We start from the raw sequence: 16,588 nt of genomic DNA, 5'->3' as shown, positions 1-16,588 counted from the left end.
AGGAGAGTTACTATGAATATAAGCATGAAATCCCTGACAGTGTCAGTCTCGCTGGGCCTCTTGGCCCTGCCCGCCGCTGCGGCTGAAGAGGTAAAAATCGGAGTCCCATCCTGGACTGGTGCTCAGGCAATCGCACATCTTCTAGGCGCGGTTGTCGAGATGAGGATCGGAGGCACAGTCGAGTATGTACCCGGCAATAACGCTACGATTTTCCAGGCGATGGACCAAGGTAAGGGCGACATCGATGTTCACCCTGATGTTTGGCTACCTAATCAACAAAGTTTTACTCAAAAATACGTAGATGACGCGGGCACGGTCACCTTGTCGTCCAACCCTTACGAAGGTAATCAAGGTTTCTGTGTATCCAAGGACTTTGGTGAAGCGAACAACATCACCGATATTGCCGATCTGGGTCGTCCTGATGTTGCCGCACTGATGGATAGCGACGGCAATGGCCGTGGTGAAATGTGGATCGGTGCTCCAGGCTGGGCTTCAGCAAATGTAAACGAAGTCAAGGTGCGCGACTACGGCTTGTTGGACTTTATCGAACCGGTCCGTGCCGAAGAAAGCGTTAAAACAGCGCGTATCAAGGATAGCATCGCCAAGGGCGAGGGCTATGCATTCTATTGCTATAAACCTCATGCAGTTTGGTACATGTTTGACGTGGAAATGCTGTCGGAGCCCACATTTGACCCCGAAAAATATGTGATGGTGCAGCCGTCGGATGATCCCGATTGGTATGAAAAGTCGACAGTTGCCACCAAGGACGCGCTTAAGAACGTGCAGATCGCATGGTCCAACTCGCTGGTTGACCGTTCGCCGGCTATTGCTGAGTTTTTTGCCAACTTTCAGTTAACAGCTGATGATGTTTCAGCCTTTGCCTTCGAAATCAGCGCCAATGGCCGCGACCCGGCGGACGTAGCAAGAGAATGGGTCGAAGCGAACCCCGAGCGTGTGGATGGTTGGCTGGGTCTTTGAACCCAAGCTGAAGAAATGACCATGGTGGCAGTTCCATTTCGCTGCCACCCTGAGCCAACTAGGCCCATTCCGAGGCCGCTGGGGGACGCATGGGTGACGATACAGTTATTAAAATATCGAATGTCTGGAAGATTTTTGGAGCGAAACCCGAAGTCGCATTGCAGGCAATCCGTGAGCGTGGGCTGAGCAAAGCTGAGGTACTAGCTGAATTCAACTGTGTTGTCGGCGTGGCTGATGTCAGCCTTTCTGTGAACCGCGGTGAGATATTCTGTATCATGGGCCTGTCTGGCAGCGGCAAGTCCACGTTGGTGCGCCACTTCAATCGGCTTCTGGAACCTACCGGTGGCAAGATTGAGATCGAAGGAACCGACGTTATGGCACTGGGGCCGCAAGAGCTTCAGCAGTTCCGTAACAACAAAATCGGTATGGTGTTTCAGAACTTCGCTCTAATGCCGCACCGTTCGGTTTTGGACAACGTCGCCTTACCGCTGGAAATCAGACAAGTCAGCAAAAATGAACGTATGCGACAGGCTGCCGCCATACTGGACATCGTCGAGTTGGGGGCCTGGGGATCGAAATTCGCACACGAGTTGTCCGGTGGAATGCAGCAGCGCGTGGGTTTGGCGCGCGCATTGGCTGCGAACCCGGATGTGCTGTTGATGGATGAGCCGTTCTCGGCGCTCGATCCGCTCATTCGACGACAATTGCAGGATGAATTTATTCGGCTCAGTAAGATTTTGAAGAAGACTACCATCTTCATTACGCACGATCTGGACGAAGCGGTGCGTATCGGCAATAGAATTGCGATCATGCGCGACGGCAAAGTGGTTCAGATCGGCACTGCCGAAGACATCGTTATGAACCCTGCCGACGATTACGTGGCAGACTTCGTAGCGGGTATCTCGCGCCTCAAAGTGGTGCGCGCGCACGCAGTGATGCAACCAATTTCAGACTATGTAGCCACCCATGGCCCGTTGGACGCAGATGCACCGCGCGTCAATGAGGCGGAAAATCTTAGCACTCTGATCAATTTGGCGATTGACCACAGCAGCGCCATCCTGGTGGAGGACGGCGGCAGGGATGTGGGTTTGATTACCCGCGCCGATTTGCTGCGCACAGTAATCGAGGGGACGGAAGTATCATGAGCACATCCGACGCGAACCCTGATGGCGTAAACCCCCTGGAAGATACCGAAAGCGAAGCTGCTCTGGCCTATGCTGAAGAGCGGCGCGAGAACATTCGCACATTTGTACGTACTAACCCCGATTATTACATCAAAAACTTTGACAAGATCGGCGCGTCCGCTCGCTTTACGGCGACCTTCAATCTGATGGCCGGGATTTTCGGTCCAATCTGGTTCGGAGCGCGTGGCTTGTGGTCTTGGGCACTCCCATTCCTGATCATCGAAACACTCGCCTATGTTCAGATTGCCCGCGGTCTTTTTGGAGACCTCGCAGCCGACGCGATGGCTCGTATCGCTTCAATTGAAGGAACATTGGAGTTGCGTCGTCAGCAATTGGCTGCTGCGATCGAAGCAAATTCCGACAAGATTGATGTCTACCAGCGTACTGTCGAATCTCTTGAGGCCAATATCGGCGGTATACGAGCCGAAGCCGAAGCATTGGCCGCCCAAGGCCCCGCGATCATATTGTCGGGCCTTATTATTCTGTTGGTCATAAAAGCGGTGCAATCGGTTGTGGCAAACTGGGCGCTTGAGGCACGGTTTTCAGAATGGATTTCGGATCGTTCGATACGTTCAGCTATGCCTGTTTCAGAGATCGTGTTCAGCACAATTTTCATGGCGTTAATCGTAACAGCGGCAATGTTGCACTACAGCTTCCCCGGGCGTTTTTCATTGCTCAGTCACTTTCCAACAGATCCCGATATCCGTTTGACCGGCATCACTTGGGTGGAAGATTTCATCGCATTTTGTGTCCGCAACAGTGAAGCTTTTTTTGATGGGCTGACGATTGGCATCCGCGCGTTGCTCGATGCCTTGGAGGTCATACTTGTCCAGACTCCTTGGATTGTAATTGCATGCCTGATCATTCTGCTAACATGGCTAACGGCAGGTATCAGCACGGCCATCTATTCAGGAGCCTTCCTTGCCTATATGGGCCTTTTGGGCTTCTGGGAGGCGGCAATGACGACACTTGCTTTGCTAGGCACTGCTGCTTGTCTCTCAATCGTGATAGGCATTCCACTTGGAATGTTCGCCGCACGGCGCCCGCGTTTTTATGCTTTCATCCAACCAATTATGGATTTCATGCAAACCATGCCGGCGTTTGTCTTCATGGTGCCTGTGATCGCGTTTTTTGGCGTCGGCAAGCCCGCAGCCGTTATTGTCACGATGATTTTCGGCGGTACTCCTGTGGTACGCCTGACCGTACTGGGCCTGCGCGGCGTGCCTGAAAGCGTGCGCGAAGCGGCAATTAGTTTTGGCGCAAACAAATGGTACTTGCTCACAAAGGTCGATCTGCCCCTGGCTAGCCCCTCGATCCGGGCAGGAATCAACCAAACCATCATGCTGTCGCTCGCCATGGTCGTGGTAGCTTCGTTGATTGGCGCCAAGGGTCTGGGCGAAGACGTGCTTGAGGCGCTGCAATACGCCAATGTCGGGCAGGGAATCCTTGCAGGTTTTGCCATCCTATTTTGCGCCATGATACTTGACCGAATTGTGCAGGGACAGCGAAAGTGAGGCCGCTTGTCCTAGTCCATGGTTTCATGGGTGGAGGCGCGCAATGGGCACCGCAACAGCACCAACTTTCAGAAACCCAAAAGCTGATCACGATCGACTTGCCTGGGTTCGGACAGAATGCAGGCTTACCTAGCATCGACACGATCGGCGGATTTGCTGATTGGGTCCTGGAACATCTATTCCACCTTGGCGTCGAACAATTCAACCTCTTGGGACATTCGATGGGCGGAATGATCGCGCAGGAAATGATACATCGTGCCCCGCAACGGATAGGTGGGTTGATCCTTTACTCCACTGGCGCGGTTGGCATCCTGCCCGACCGTTTCGAGACAATCGAGGAAAGCAAACGGCGTGCCCAAACCGAGGGTTTCCAGGAAACAGCTCGCCGCATCGCTGCGACATGGTTCTTGGATGGCCGGTCTGCTGAAGCTTACTCAGACTGCGCTGAGATTGCAGCGCAATGTACACCGGATGCCATGCTCAAGGGGCTGGACGCAATGCGCGCTTGGCGCGCCGATGATTATCTCTCTGCCATCAAAGCTAACTCTCTGGTGATCTGGGGTGACATGGACCGCACGTATTCGTGGACACAGACCAAACAACTTTGGACGTCGATCAATCAGGCTGAGCTTTCCGTCGTTCCCGGCTGCGCCCACGCGGTACATCTGGAAAAACCCGATATCTTCAATGTTGTGCTGTCGGATTTCTTACGCCGGACTTAAAAAGATGCTTGTGCAGATAGCGTTGCCGATTTTAGCGTCTCTGCGGCGTAGAAGATATTGCACACCCGATCTTAAATGGCCGATATATCAGATTGGAGGAGTTGCCATCGCAGATGCAGCGAATGGCCGATACTAAGGGCTAAATCGCAGCAATGGCAACCATAGGTGAATGGTAATAACGGTCCGTTAATGTGTGAACCCAATAGAGGGCTTCAAGATCGGAAGCCGATTCTATTTGGGCACTCGTCCAAACTGACTGGACACGCAACGGGGATCACATGTGCGTTTCAAGATCATAGTCGATCCAGGCGAAACCGCGAGTGCGGGAGAGGTGTTTCTTATTCGCCCGCAGCGACGGCCTCGCCTGTCGAAAATAGCGCGGCAAGCATCGCCTCACTTCCAGCCAGCGCGCCCTTGCGCACGGTCGCAAGAACAAGTTTCCGAGCCGACGATTGTGGGGGACAAATACTTTTGACGTCGTCAGACCGGTACCGCAAAACATCGGGGACAGGCAGAAGCGTAAATCCCAGGCCTGCCGAAACACATTCCATAATCGCTTCAAGGTTATCAAGGACAATGGTTTCGGAATCCTTCGGTCTTTTGTGCTTAAGCATCTCTCCAGCAATGAGTTTTCCGATCCCGGTGTCGGGCATAAAATGAAAGAAGGGCTGCGCATTCAATAAACCCGCGAGGCCGTCTTTCAGCAATTTCTTATGGGCTGCAAAGGCAAAGGGTTCCTCTCGAAGCACCTCTTCCGCAAGCGTGTCAGGAACACCTTCTGCATCTGTAAGAAGGGCGGCATCAAGCTGACCGCTTACAACCTTTTCTTGTAGAACCTTGGACAGGCCGGTTTCGAATGAGAAGGTCGCTTGCGGTGCTTGACGTTTTGCGTTGTTCAGGAAGTTCGGCAGCAAGCGAACGGCAGCAGTTGTGACAAATCCTATTCGGAAATGCCCGACAAGCGTGTCTGTCGGGCGACAGATTTTGAGAAGGCTGTCTTCGTGCTGCAGGAGCGGGATCGATGCCTCGACGACGCTCCGGCCGATTGGCGTAAGTCGCGGTGGTCGTACGGTACGGTCAAAGAGGTCGACGCCAAGCTCCACCTCAAGCGCCTTCATCTGCATTGAAAGTGCAGACAATGTCATGTTTTGCTGCTCGGCCGCTTTCGCAAAGGAGCCGACATTCGAGACCCGTATGAGGGTTCTGAGAGAACGTGTCTGCATAAGTTAAGGTATATTGGATTAGATATCCATTTTTATTCGATTGTGTTGTATTACTGCAAGCGTATTCTGTTAAGAAACAGAGACGAGGGACACGCATGCCGCATCCGCTTGTGAACGTTGCGAAAGAACTGGCCCCAGAATTTGAGAAACGTGCCGCAGATTGGGACAGATCGCGCAGGTATTGCTGGCAGAATGTTGGCGAATTGGCCGATGCTGGCATCATGGGTATGACCATTGCAAAGAAATATGGTGGGCAGGGCGCGAGTTTTCTGGACGTCACCATGGTGGTCGAAGAGATCGCGAAAGCCTGCACCCTGACCGCCCGCATCGTTGTCGAGGGCAACATGGGCGGCATCAGTGCGGTCATGGGGTACGGCAATGATGAGCAGAAGGCTTTTTGTGCTCAGCATGTCCTGGCAGGAGATAAGCCTGCGATCTGCATAACCGAACCTGACTCGGGAAGTGCCGCGACCGAAATGCAGACTACCGCGCGGAAACAGGGTCGCACATACATCCTCAACGGGTCCAAGCATTGGATCACTGGTGGAGGGGTCTCGAAGCTGTACCTGATCTTTGCCCGCGTGCTCGATGAGGCAGGCGTCGATCAGGGGATTGGCGGTTTCATTCTGTTTGCCGACCCGATGTCAGGAGATACGCCCAAGGGGTTCACCGTGGTGGGTCGCGAATACACGATGGGCCTTTGCGGTATGCCCGAAGCAGAATTGCGGTTCGAGAATGTCGAGATCAACGAGAAATGGCTGGTCAAACCGCCTTCAGGATTGAAGCGTGGCTTTGCCGACCTGATGAACGCTTACAATTCGCAACGCGTCGGTGCGGGAGCAGTTGCTATGGGTGTTGCGGCAGGGGCACTTGAACATGCAAAACGCTACCTCGTTCAACGTGAACAGTTCGGGCGCCCGCTTGCAGAATTCCAGGGGCTTCAATGGATGCTGGCCGATATGGACACGCAAGTTCATGCAGCCAGGCTGCTGCTCCAAGAAGCGGCACGATCGCGTGGCCCAAACGGCAGTCAGTATCCCGATATGACCATGGCCGCCCGCGCCAAGCTTTTTGCGTCCGAGATGGCTATTAAGGTGGTCAGCGATGCGCTGCAGATGTTCGGCGCGCGCGGCTACAGCGATCGTGAACCTCTGGAGCGGATGTATCGCGATGTGCGCATGTTCACTATCGGCGGCGGGACCGCACAGATTCTCCGGACCCAAATCGCCGGAAATATTCTAGGCATTAAAACACCACAGACGCGGGACGGATATACGCGCCTTGCCGACATGGAGCGTTACGCGGCTGAATAGAAGACCCTATAAAAATTGAAAAAGGACTTTCGGGCCGCCGACTTTCTTGTGCCGCAGCCCTACGCGTCTGCGTGCCGTCACGCCTTCGGCATGCTCGGCCGACGGTTTTTTCGCGTTAATCTAGTTGCCTAGTTAGCCAACTTAGCTGCGCAAGAAAGGCGCTGTATTCATGCGCCAGAGAAGTTTGCGACCGAGCCAGCGAAACAAATGCAATTTTACGCTGCGTAAAATGGCGGGGCTATTTTTCGACAATAGTAAACTTCCTAAATGAGATTTGCCTAGGCAGGCAAGTTTAGCGTGTACGCCAAGCAATTACTTCGATTCCCGAAAGGAAAGCTGCGATGAAAAAGTTCATTTTTGTTGCTCTCATCAGTCTTACCGCATGCACTCAGTACCCGATGCAGAAGCCACTGATGGTTGACGGAACCAGGAATGCGAGCTTCTACACAGATGAGGCTGAATGCCGATTGATGGCCGCGAGTTTCAATCCTGGGCAGCGTAAAATGGATGCTACGTTCGGCGCTATTGATGGCGCGGTTACTGGTTGGGTTGTTGGCGAGAAGGAAGATGTCATCGGAGGTGCGATCGCAGGTGGCATAGTCGGATCTGTGCGCGGCCAGTACAATGACGAAATGGCGCGGCGTCATGTGCTTGTGAACTGCATGCAGGTGCGTGGTCACGGTGTGGTGGGCTAGTAATGGCTGCAGATTACTCAGTGGTTTATCGAAAGGGGCCTTGGCCTTGACTCAAAAAAGGGCCCGAACAGAGTTCGTAATTTGGGGTAAATTCTGACCAGAGAAGGAGTGCTCTGATGCCGAATAAACGTTTCAGTTGTAACAGTTAAAGAAACCTGCCTGATTGGGTGGGTGAACAGTGTCGCGCAGATCTTCCAAAGATGCGTCTCGATTGCCTTGCATGTTGGCGCATCGAATTGACATATCCCACCCAGAAGCGCGCTTCTTTCAGGCTACAGGTGATCAACTTCCGCATGTTGAGCACCGATGAGCAAAGTGTTTTGCAATGCCGAAACTATGTAAAAGGCCGTCCCAAAAAAACGCCAACTCTGACAAACCATCCCAGATATGGACCGGCAGCGACCGTTGGCCCGCTTGCGTGAAAGCTAGAAAATCGAACGACGATCTGATGATATAAAGTCAGCCATCTGACGTGGTTTACTTATTGCTGCGTACAAGGGTGATGCGATTCCAGATAACTGTGAAACCCACCGATGAATAGGTGTGCGGAAACTGGATAAGCCGGTCAAGAATCTGACAAACCAGCCTTCTGGAGGCTGGCCAACAGGTTCTCCTTAAAAGTGGCGTCAAGTTGCCAAATGGCAAGTATATCCGATGCAACAGATGAAAAATCTGGGCGTAGAACCAACAAGCTGCGTAGAGCCGCCTGGGCCTGTTCCCCATTTCCCAGTTTGCTGTGTAGCGCGGCCTGCCATAGATGGGTCCAGAAGAAACTTGGCATATCGATTTGTTCCAATTGTGCCAGCGCCGCTTCATAGTCGCCCCGGTCGAACTCGTAAAAAACCCGCGGAAACAGATACCACTGAGGATGCACAGGGTTCAGAGCGATTGCCCGGTCTACAGTAGCAAGTCCTTTGTCCCATTCGCCACTGAACGCCAGACGCATCCCGTAATGGGCCAGAATGTCGGTGTCATTCGGATTCAGGTCAATCGCCCGTTGCCCGGCCTCTCGGAACCCGGCAAAATCACCGAGCACGAACCGCATATTGGCCATCATCAGATGTCCCGCCGCCAGATTTGGGTCGATCTCGACCGCCCGGCGTGCTGCGGCATCGGCTGCGGCCAGAATCTGTTCGCGATTTCCGCCCAGCCCAAAACGTATCTGTTGCAGATACAGGTTCGACAGCACCGCCCAGGCCTCGGCATAATCCGGAGCCTTCTCGAGCGCGTTCAGGATGCAGGATTTGATTTCGGCATGGCGATCCAGATTGATGGTTACCTGATAGCTGTAATAACCAAGCACACAGTCAAAAGCATCGCGATTGTTGGGTGGAATTCTATCGGCATCTCGCATCGCGCCAAGCGTCAGTAGCCCGTATTTCCCGGCCAGTTTACCCATTACATCTCGGATAATGCTGTCCTGTACCGCATAGATCTCCTTGGAGGTATCGCTGACCTCATAGCTTTGCGACCAGATATATCTTCGGTCTTTCAGATCAATGAGGCGTGCGGACAGGCGCAAGGTGTCACCCCTGTCCATCACATTGCCTTCCAGCGCGAAATCCGCGTTGAATTCTGTACGCAAGCTTGCCGTATCAATCTCGGTTTCACCAGAATGCAGTGTGCTGCCAAGGGGCAAGACCCAGATGTCCCGGAACAGGATCAACTCGGTCGTCAACTGCCGGGTAAGACCATCGGCGAGGTACTCGGGGCCCTCTCCCAGAGTTTCAAAGGGCAGTACAGCCACGACGGGCCCTTTGGGCAAGCTGTGATTTGCCTGTTCCTCTGGCGTCCCTGAACGGGTCAATCCCCAGATTAGCCCAAACAATGCCAGGCCAAAGGCGACAGCCAGTCCAATCCCAGCGCGTCGTCGTCCGCTGAACCCGGCATTTGGCCGGGCGTCAGCAGGTGCCTGATCAGGGCTGGGCAGTGAAGATTTTGCGAACCGCGGCGCGTATCCTCCTTTGGGTATGGTGAGACGTATCGGATCGCCCCGACCGGGCCCGGCATAGTAGGTGTCAATCTCCTGCCGTAGTCGCCGCGCCTCAAGTCGGACAATCGGATCGACCTGCTGGTCGAAGCTTTCGTCGCGGTCAAAGACGGACATGGCAATCGACACGCCTTTGATCTGATCTGAACGACCGTCCAGATATTCCTCGATGATATAGTTCAGAAATGCGCGGCGTTTGGGGCTGGCGGTGAAATCCGGATGATCCAGGATACGTTGCATCTGTACCCGAATTTCGCGCTCGGTAGTATCCACTTCAATATCCCTCTGCCTCGGGAAAACCAAGGAAAACCATTATGTTGGCCTCGTTGATACATGCGTTTTTCGACAGGTGGCAACATGTTTGCACTTCTCGGGAAAAATTCTGCGGATAAGAGGGCCGCACTGCTGGTCGTACAGGCAGGCACCCGGCTTCCAAAAGATCGCGCATCTCGGCACTTCTGGACGTCAATGCACCGGCGGGACGAATTTCAACCTCGTGGTTCGTCCCGTCAGACCTCCTGCGCTGCGACCTCTTTTGAAGCGTTCATGATAGGAACCGATTATATATGCCACGCCGAACCACCTTACTCTTGACCGTCACCTTTTTGACGCTGACCTCAGGTCTTGCCGTCGCGCAGGATGATAGTCCTCAGCACTTTGACCCGAAGGGCAAGTTGCCCTCGGATTACACGATCGAATTCCAGCAAACCCAACGCAATAACCTGCCGTTCGATGACGAGCGTGACTTTGAAGAAAGCCGCAAGGGGCTAATTGCGGTTCCAGAATACCGCCAGATCAAAACCGAGGATGGCACCGTCGCCTGGGACATCGGCAGCTATGACTATCTGCTCGAGGGCAAAGAGTTCGACTCGATCCACCCGTCGTTGCAGCGTCAGGCGATCCTGAACATGAATTTCGGCCTGTACGAGATTCTCGACGACAGCATCTATCAGGTGCGTGGCTTCGATCTGTCCAACATCACTTTTATTCGTGGCGATACCGGCTGGATCATCTTTGACCCGCTGGCCTCCAAGGAAACTGCCGCTGCAGCGCTGAAGCTGCTAAACGACACCGTGGGCGAACTTCCTGTCAAGGCGGTTGTCTATTCGCATTCCCACGCCGACCATTATGGCGGTGTGCGCGGGGTGATCACCGATGAGGACGTGGCAAACGGCGTGGAGGTGATCGCGCCCGAAGGTTTCATGGAATATGCGGTTTCCGAAAACGTCTATGCGGGCAACGTGATGAACCGCCGTCTGTTTTTCCAATACGGCGTATTGCTGCCACGCAGCCCGTTCGGCCATGTGGATCAGTCCATCGGCAAAAACATCTCGGCTGGCACCACGGGCCTGATCGAACCGACCCGCTATGTCTCGGACGCGTATGAAGAGATCATCGTAGACGGCGTGCGTATGATCTTCCAGAATACACCGGGTACTGAAGCACCTGCTGAGATGAATACTTATTTCCCCGACCTCAAGGCATTCTGGGCGGCGGAAAACATCACTGGGACAATTCACAACATCTATACCTTGCGTGGCGCACTGGTGCGCGATGCGCTGAGCTGGTCCAAGCATGTCAATGACGCGCTGTACAAGTTTGGGCAGGATGCCGAGTTGATGTTCGCCTCTCACTCTTGGCCCCGTTACGGAAATGAGCGCATTCAAGAAGTGATGCGTGCGCAGCGTGACACTTACGCCAATCTTAACAACGGGGTGTTGAATCTGGCCAACAAGGGCGTGACCATCAATCAGATTCACAACGTCTATGACGTGCCGGAAAGCCTGCAGCAGCAATGGGCCGCGCGCAGCTATCATGGCTCGGTCGAGCATAACAGCCGGGCGGTGATAAACCGTTATCTGGGCTACTGGGATGCCAACCCCACCACGCTCACACCTCTGTCGCCAGAAGACAGCGCGCCGCTGTTTATCGAGATGATGGGCGGCGCCGAACCGATCCTGTCGAAAGGGCAGGAATTGGTCGACACCGGCAAATACCTTGAAGCGACCGAGATTCTGAACAAACTGGTCTACGCCGAACCACAGAACCAGGCCGCCAAGGACCTGTTGGCCGACGCGTTCGAGCAGATCGGGTATCAGAAGGAAAGCCCTTCGGTCCGCAACTCGTTCCTTGGTGCGGCGTTCGAACTGCGCAACGGTATTCCGCAGGGCGCTACCATCGAGACCACCGGTCCCGATACGATAAAGGCGATGCAGACCACGATGTGGCTCGACTTTCTGGCCATTCGCGTCAATAGCGCCAAAGCCACCGATATGGAGTTCACCATCAACCTGTCGATCCCCGACCGGGACGAGAACATCGTTGTCGAGATGAGCAATGCCACTCTGACTCATATCGTCGACCAGGTGGCGGAAGACGCCGATCTTTCGATCAGTCTGAGCCGCACGGACTTGGAAAAGGTCATGACCGGTGAGCGCAGATTGACCGAGATGCTCGCTGATGGCACCGCGCAGTCTGAGGGCAACGCCGAGATCGTAGCGCAACTGGCTTCGACCCTGGATCAATTCGATTTGGGTTTCGAGTTGATGCCCGGCACCGGTGCGCAGGATTTGACACCACCCGCCAATGATTTTGCCCAGCCCGGGTTAGCAAACTCGAGTGGCGGCTGAGGCGGGACCGTCCGATTGAAAGCTGGCTCAGGGTTTTGCTGCCCTGGGCCTCTCTCTTTCTGACTATTGGACCGGGAGAAGTTTTCGACCAGTAGTGCTGGTATCGGAGCAGCAGAATGCCCCGCCCGAACGACTGCTGGATTGTTACCGCCGTGCGTGGACTCTTTCATCCGTGGTGTCAATGCGGGATCAGAATCTTCAGCCTAAGAAAGCCAAAGCGCATGACGCAAAAATCAAACTGGGATGTTCTGAAACTTGCAATTTGTGAACATCAGCCAAGATATCAAACTACCTAGAGGTCCCGATCCGTAGATTTCAATTCACTCCTGGACCCCGTCCCGTACAACGATTCAAAGAACTGGCTGCTTAGCGCCGCGGGTCGGATGGGTATCTTCGAACTGGAGGAAGCTTCACAACCCAACTGTCGAATGTGAAGTGGTCAGACCTTAGCTGCGATATGCTATGATCGCTTCCAAATTTCGATAAGACACTGTGTGTCGCAAATCGAAGTATTTAGTGTAATCATTAATGTCTTTGCGGAAACGGCAGCCTTCAAAAAGATCATACGTAAGACCGTTCTGAGAACTACCTTAGCGAAACGAATACCTCAACGGGCTGTTTGGTCAGCCCGAACCCATATCTTGCGACACTTCTCAAGTCGTGAGACGAAACTGTATTTCAGGTTCATTGGACCGAAAGTAGTAACCTGATGTTAGAACAGTGGGACGATTAACTGGGCCAGAAATGCTTGTTCTCTGAAGAAGCACCCGTCACACTGTATTTTTCTTCAAGCCAAGGTACTAAATTTGGGTTAGAACGCACATTCTAACCAACGCTTCGCGACATTCTACAAACAGGAAATTCCTTGCCAAGTGGACTAGCCCCTGCCGAACTGATCGCAATCCTAATCGCCGTGACTGATGATCAGCCGCGTGTCATGACCTTGCGTGGCGGTAACGCGCTACCTTCGGGACCGTTCGAATCTTCACACCGCAGCTTACAAAGCGGCTTGCGGGCCTGGATTGAGGCGCAGACCGGCCATCCGGTGGGATATCTTGAACAGCTTTATACCTTTGCAGACAGGGATCGCGATCCACGCTCGGGTTATGCCGACAACTCTCAGCGTATCTCGATCAGCTATCTCGGTCTGGTGCGGGAGCAGGATACTACCGGTGCTGGACGTCCGGCATGGCGTAGCTGGTATCAGTACTTCCCATGGGAGGATCATCGTGATCGCAGCCCAGAAGAGCTACCGCAAATTATCAAACGTATCTCAGCTTGGGCAGGAAGTGATCCGCTAAAACTGCAGCGTGTGGACTATCTGTTTGGTTTGAATGGGAAGACTTGGAACGAAGAACTGGTTTTGCAACGTTATGAGCTGATGTACGAAGCAGGGCTTGTTGACACTCCTGAATTCGGTCGTCACATGGAAGCGGACAACCGTCGCATTCTCGCCACCGGCATATCTCGCTTGCGGGCCAAGATAAAATACTCTCCGGTGGTGTTCGAGCTCATGCCCGAAAGCTTCACCTTGCTGCAGTTACAGCGCACAGTCGAAGCGCTGTCTGGTCTACACCTGCACAAACCCAATTTTCGCCGCCAGATTGATCAGCAGGAATTGATTGAAGATACCGGCGAAATGTCCAGCGGCACCGGTGGTCGCCCGGCGCGCCTGTTCCGATATAGGCCGGCCATTCTAGAGGCTCGCATGCTGTCGGGCGTCAGATTACCTCTCTCCCGGTCCTGAACCTCGCTTGACATAATCTCGAATCGAGAATAAGCATGGCCTCAATATACTCGATTCGAGTATAAATGGAGAAGCCAATGAAAGATTTTCGCCTTCCAGACCTCTACGACCGGGTAAAGCAGATCATCCCGCAACCCGAATGGATGCTGTTTGAAGATGATCTGGAAGCCATCCTTGATCTCAAGCGTGAGAGGAATGCGGTCATCCTCGCCCACAATTACCAAACGCCGGAGATCTTCCACGGAGTTGCCGATATCGTGGGCGACAGCCTTGCGCTTGCGCGCGAAGCTGTGAAGGTTGATGCCGATGTCATTGTGTTGGCTGGTGTGCATTTTATGGCGGAAACTGCCAAGCTGCTGAACCCGGAAAAGACGGTACTGATCCCAGATTTGGGGGCGGGGTGTTCACTGGCAGATTCCATCACACCCGAGGATATTGCGCTTCTGCGCGAAGCCCATCCCGGCGTTCCGGTGATCACATATGTAAACACTTCGGCAGCGGTGAAGGCGGCATCGGATATCTGCTGCACGTCGGGCAACGCAGTAAAGGTGGTGGAATCCCTCGGAGTGCCGCGCGTGTTGATGATCCCGGACGAGTATCTCGCCAAGAACGTCGCCAAAGAGACCGATGTCGAATTGATCGCATGGCATGGACATTGCGAGGTGCACGAACTGTTTACTCCAGCCGATATACGTGAAATGCGCGAAGCGTGGCCGGGTGTTACGGTCCTGGCCCATCCTGAATGCCCGCCCGAAGTGGTTGCCGAAGCAGATTTTTCTGGCTCTACCGCAGTCATGTCGGATTTCGTCGGTGATAAAAAACCGACGCGGGTTTGCCTGCTGACCGAATGCTCGATGAGCGACAACGTGGCGCTGAACCATCCTGAGGTGGAATTCGTGCGCCCCTGTAACCTGTGTCCACATATGAAGCGCATTAGTCTGCGCAACATTCGCAGCGCATTGGAACTGGGCCATCACGAAGTCACCGTCGATCCGGCCATCGCCGAAGATGCGCGCCGCGCGGTAGAACGGATGCTGGCAGTGAAATGATCGGGCTCGAAGGGCTTCATGGTCGAACTGCCATCATCGGTGGCGGCATCGCCGGGCTGACGGCTGCGCTGGAACTGGCTCCACAACCCGTAGTACTAATCACCCGTGCAGGGCTGGGCCAGGAATGTTCCAGCGCTTGGGCTCAAGGAGGGGTTGCCGCCGAACTAGGCGCGGATGGTGATCCTGCGCAACACTTGGTCGATACTTTGCGGGCCGGCGACGGGTTGTGCGATGAAACCGTGGCGTCGGCCATTCTCTGCGAAGCGCAAAAGGCGATCACTGGTTTAGAGAAACATGGCGTTCGTTTCGATAGAACCGCCGACGGCAGATATGCCTTGGGGCGCGAGGCCGCGCATTCCCGCCGCCGCATACTGCATGCAGGCGGCGACCGCACCGGAGCCGAAATCGCATCGGCCCTTGCGCGTGCTGTGTTGCAATGCCAGTCGATCACTTGCTTGACCGGAGTCGAAGCCCGACGGGTGTTGACGCTAGACGGACACGTCACAGGCGTTCATCTGCAAAAAGATGCCCAAGCAGAGGTACTGCGCACATCTCAGGTCGTTATGGCGACAGGCGGTTGCGGCGGTTTGTTTGGTGTCAGCACCAACCCTTCAGGTAATTTCGGCCAGGGTGTCATGATGGCCGCCCGTGCCGGGGCAGCCTTGCGCGATATGGAATTTGTCCAGTTTCATCCCACAGCGCTGGATGCCAAGCAGACACCACTGGCATTGGTCAGTGAAGCCGTCCGGGGCGAAGGCGCAATTCTGATTGACCAAACCGGCAAGCGCTTCATGTCGCATATTCCGGGGGCTGAACTGGCCCCGCGCGACGTGGTGGCTCGTGCCGTGCATCAGGTCATATTGGAAGGTGGGCGAGTGTTTCTTGATGCTCGTGCCGCGCTTGGTGCCGAATTTGTCCAGCGGTTCCCTGGCATCCATGCATTGTGCGCAGCAAGCGGAATTGATCCGGCGCGCGATCCCATACCGATACTTCCGGCTGCGCATTACCACATGGGCGGTATCGCCGTTGATGAGTATGGAAGAAGCACTCTGTCAGGCCTTTGGGCCATAGGTGAATGCGCGGCCACTGGCCTGCATGGTGCCAATCGCCTTGCTAGCAATTCACTGCTGGAGGCGGTGGTGATGGGATGCCGCGCCGCAAATGATGTTGCCAAGGCAGAAATGAGAAACCTGTCATTTGTGCCTACAGTTACCGCTCTGCCTCGTTCTGACCCTAGCTCTGTCCGGCCTTTGGCTACAAAATTTCTGGGTTTGATCCGCGACGAGGTGGGATTGCGTCAAGTCATTTCAAAGTTATCTCCGTTGGTCGAAACCGCTGCCTGCGCTTCTGACCCGGCACTAGTCGCGCTTTCGATCGCGGTCTTTGCCGATCTGCGCCGAGAATCGCGTGGCGGACATTACCGAAGTGACTTCCCTAATCCTGAGGCGAACGCGCAATCTCTTTTGATGACTCTGACCGAAGTACTTGCTCATGCGAGTTTGAACAGTCAGGAACCCTTTTTGAGGACTGCTTGAGAAATGAC

Annotated in this window: 12 protein-coding genes; 10 read left to right on the top strand and 2 right to left on the bottom strand. The window is 54.3% G+C overall.

Annotated elements, in window-relative coordinates:
- Positions 1-12: 12 nt before the first annotated feature.
- The 4 genes from ACR0I1_RS10480 (at position 13) to ACR0I1_RS10465 (ending at position 4,398) form a co-directional block, all read left to right on the top strand.
- Positions 13-978, top strand: coding sequence for an ABC transporter substrate-binding protein (locus ACR0I1_RS10480; RefSeq protein ID WP_170611809.1), 966 nt, complete (start codon positions 13-15; stop codon positions 976-978).
- 89 nt (positions 979-1,067) lie between these two features.
- Positions 1,068-2,123: a quaternary amine ABC transporter ATP-binding protein gene (locus ACR0I1_RS10475; protein ID WP_170801754.1), complete on the top strand. Its 1,056-nt coding sequence runs from the start codon at positions 1,068-1,070 to the stop codon at positions 2,121-2,123.
- Positions 2,120-3,676, top strand: coding sequence for an ABC transporter permease subunit (locus ACR0I1_RS10470; RefSeq protein WP_170635906.1), 1,557 nt, complete (start codon positions 2,120-2,122; stop codon positions 3,674-3,676). The genes ACR0I1_RS10475 and ACR0I1_RS10470 overlap by 4 nt, the downstream gene beginning before the upstream one ends.
- The gene (locus tag ACR0I1_RS10465) at positions 3,673-4,398 is read left to right on the top strand and encodes an alpha/beta fold hydrolase (protein ID WP_170423485.1); all 726 of its coding nucleotides are present in this window, start codon (positions 3,673-3,675) and stop codon (positions 4,396-4,398) included. The genes ACR0I1_RS10470 and ACR0I1_RS10465 overlap by 4 nt, the downstream gene beginning before the upstream one ends.
- Before the next feature lie 338 nt (positions 4,399-4,736).
- Here the strand turns inward: ACR0I1_RS10465 and ACR0I1_RS10460 are convergent, their stop codons facing one another.
- On the bottom strand, positions 4,737-5,621 hold the full coding sequence (locus ACR0I1_RS10460; RefSeq protein ID WP_480706322.1) for a LysR family transcriptional regulator: 885 nt from the start codon (positions 5,619-5,621) through the stop codon (positions 4,737-4,739).
- A 95-nt stretch (positions 5,622-5,716) separates the two neighbouring features.
- On the opposite strand from ACR0I1_RS10460, the gene acdA reads away from it, so the two are divergent.
- Positions 5,717-6,934, top strand: a complete 1,218-nt coding sequence (gene acdA / locus ACR0I1_RS10455; RefSeq protein ID WP_480706320.1) for a 3-sulfinopropanoyl-CoA desulfinase — start codon at positions 5,717-5,719, stop codon at positions 6,932-6,934.
- A 341-nt stretch (positions 6,935-7,275) separates the two neighbouring features.
- Positions 7,276-7,629: a hypothetical protein gene (locus ACR0I1_RS10450; RefSeq protein ID WP_480706318.1), complete on the top strand. Its 354-nt coding sequence runs from the start codon at positions 7,276-7,278 to the stop codon at positions 7,627-7,629.
- 565 nt (positions 7,630-8,194) lie between these two features.
- On the opposite strand, the gene ACR0I1_RS10445 is transcribed toward ACR0I1_RS10450, so the two are convergent.
- Positions 8,195-9,892 (bottom strand): tetratricopeptide repeat protein, encoded by a 1,698-nt coding sequence (locus ACR0I1_RS10445; RefSeq protein ID WP_480706316.1) that lies wholly within the window; start codon positions 9,890-9,892, stop codon positions 8,195-8,197.
- Positions 9,893-10,185: 293 nt separating this feature from the next.
- On the opposite strand from ACR0I1_RS10445, the gene ACR0I1_RS10440 reads away from it, so the two are divergent.
- The 4 genes from ACR0I1_RS10440 to ACR0I1_RS10425 all read left to right on the top strand — a co-directional run bounded on the left by ACR0I1_RS10440 (position 10,186) and on the right by ACR0I1_RS10425 (position 16,580).
- Entirely contained in the window at positions 10,186-12,249 is a 2,064-nt protein-coding gene (locus ACR0I1_RS10440) for an alkyl/aryl-sulfatase (protein ID WP_480706314.1), read from the top strand.
- A gap of 865 nt (positions 12,250-13,114) precedes the next feature.
- A complete protein-coding gene (locus ACR0I1_RS10435) occupies positions 13,115-13,996 on the top strand; it encodes an NrtR DNA-binding winged helix domain-containing protein (RefSeq protein ID WP_170509435.1) in 882 nt (293 codons plus the stop codon).
- Between the two features lie 77 nt (positions 13,997-14,073).
- Positions 14,074-15,045 carry a quinolinate synthase NadA gene (gene nadA / locus ACR0I1_RS10430; protein WP_480706312.1) on the top strand — a complete coding sequence of 324 codons (972 nt, stop codon included), beginning with the start codon at positions 14,074-14,076 and terminating at the stop codon, positions 15,043-15,045.
- A complete protein-coding gene (locus ACR0I1_RS10425) occupies positions 15,042-16,580 on the top strand; it encodes an L-aspartate oxidase (RefSeq protein ID WP_480706310.1) in 1,539 nt (512 codons plus the stop codon). Before nadA ends, ACR0I1_RS10425 begins: the two co-directional genes overlap by 4 nt.
- Positions 16,581-16,588 lie beyond the last annotated feature (8 nt).

The organism is Ruegeria sp. B11, from assembly GCF_056539785.1.
The sequence above is the reverse complement of the archived record's forward strand: the minus strand, read 5'-3'. Positions and strand labels throughout refer to the sequence as shown.

Excerpts from the sequence above, each read along its gene's own strand:
- ACR0I1_RS10480 (WP_170611809.1), top strand. The coding sequence starts at position 13 with ATGAATATAAGCATGAAATCCCTGACAGTGTCAGTCTCGCTGGGCCTC.
- ACR0I1_RS10475 (WP_170801754.1), top strand. The coding sequence starts at position 1,068 with ATGGGTGACGATACAGTTATTAAAATATCGAATGTCTGGAAGATTTTT.
- ACR0I1_RS10470 (WP_170635906.1), top strand. The coding sequence starts at position 2,120 with ATGAGCACATCCGACGCGAACCCTGATGGCGTAAACCCCCTGGAAGAT.
- ACR0I1_RS10460 (WP_480706322.1), bottom strand. The coding sequence starts at position 5,621 with ATGCAGACACGTTCTCTCAGAACCCTCATACGGGTCTCGAATGTCGGC.
- acdA (WP_480706320.1), top strand. The coding sequence starts at position 5,717 with ATGCCGCATCCGCTTGTGAACGTTGCGAAAGAACTGGCCCCAGAATTT.
- ACR0I1_RS10450 (WP_480706318.1), top strand. The coding sequence starts at position 7,276 with ATGAAAAAGTTCATTTTTGTTGCTCTCATCAGTCTTACCGCATGCACT.
- ACR0I1_RS10440 (WP_480706314.1), top strand. The coding sequence starts at position 10,186 with ATGCCACGCCGAACCACCTTACTCTTGACCGTCACCTTTTTGACGCTG.
- nadA (WP_480706312.1), top strand. The coding sequence starts at position 14,074 with ATGAAAGATTTTCGCCTTCCAGACCTCTACGACCGGGTAAAGCAGATC.
- ACR0I1_RS10425 (WP_480706310.1), top strand. The coding sequence starts at position 15,042 with ATGATCGGGCTCGAAGGGCTTCATGGTCGAACTGCCATCATCGGTGGC.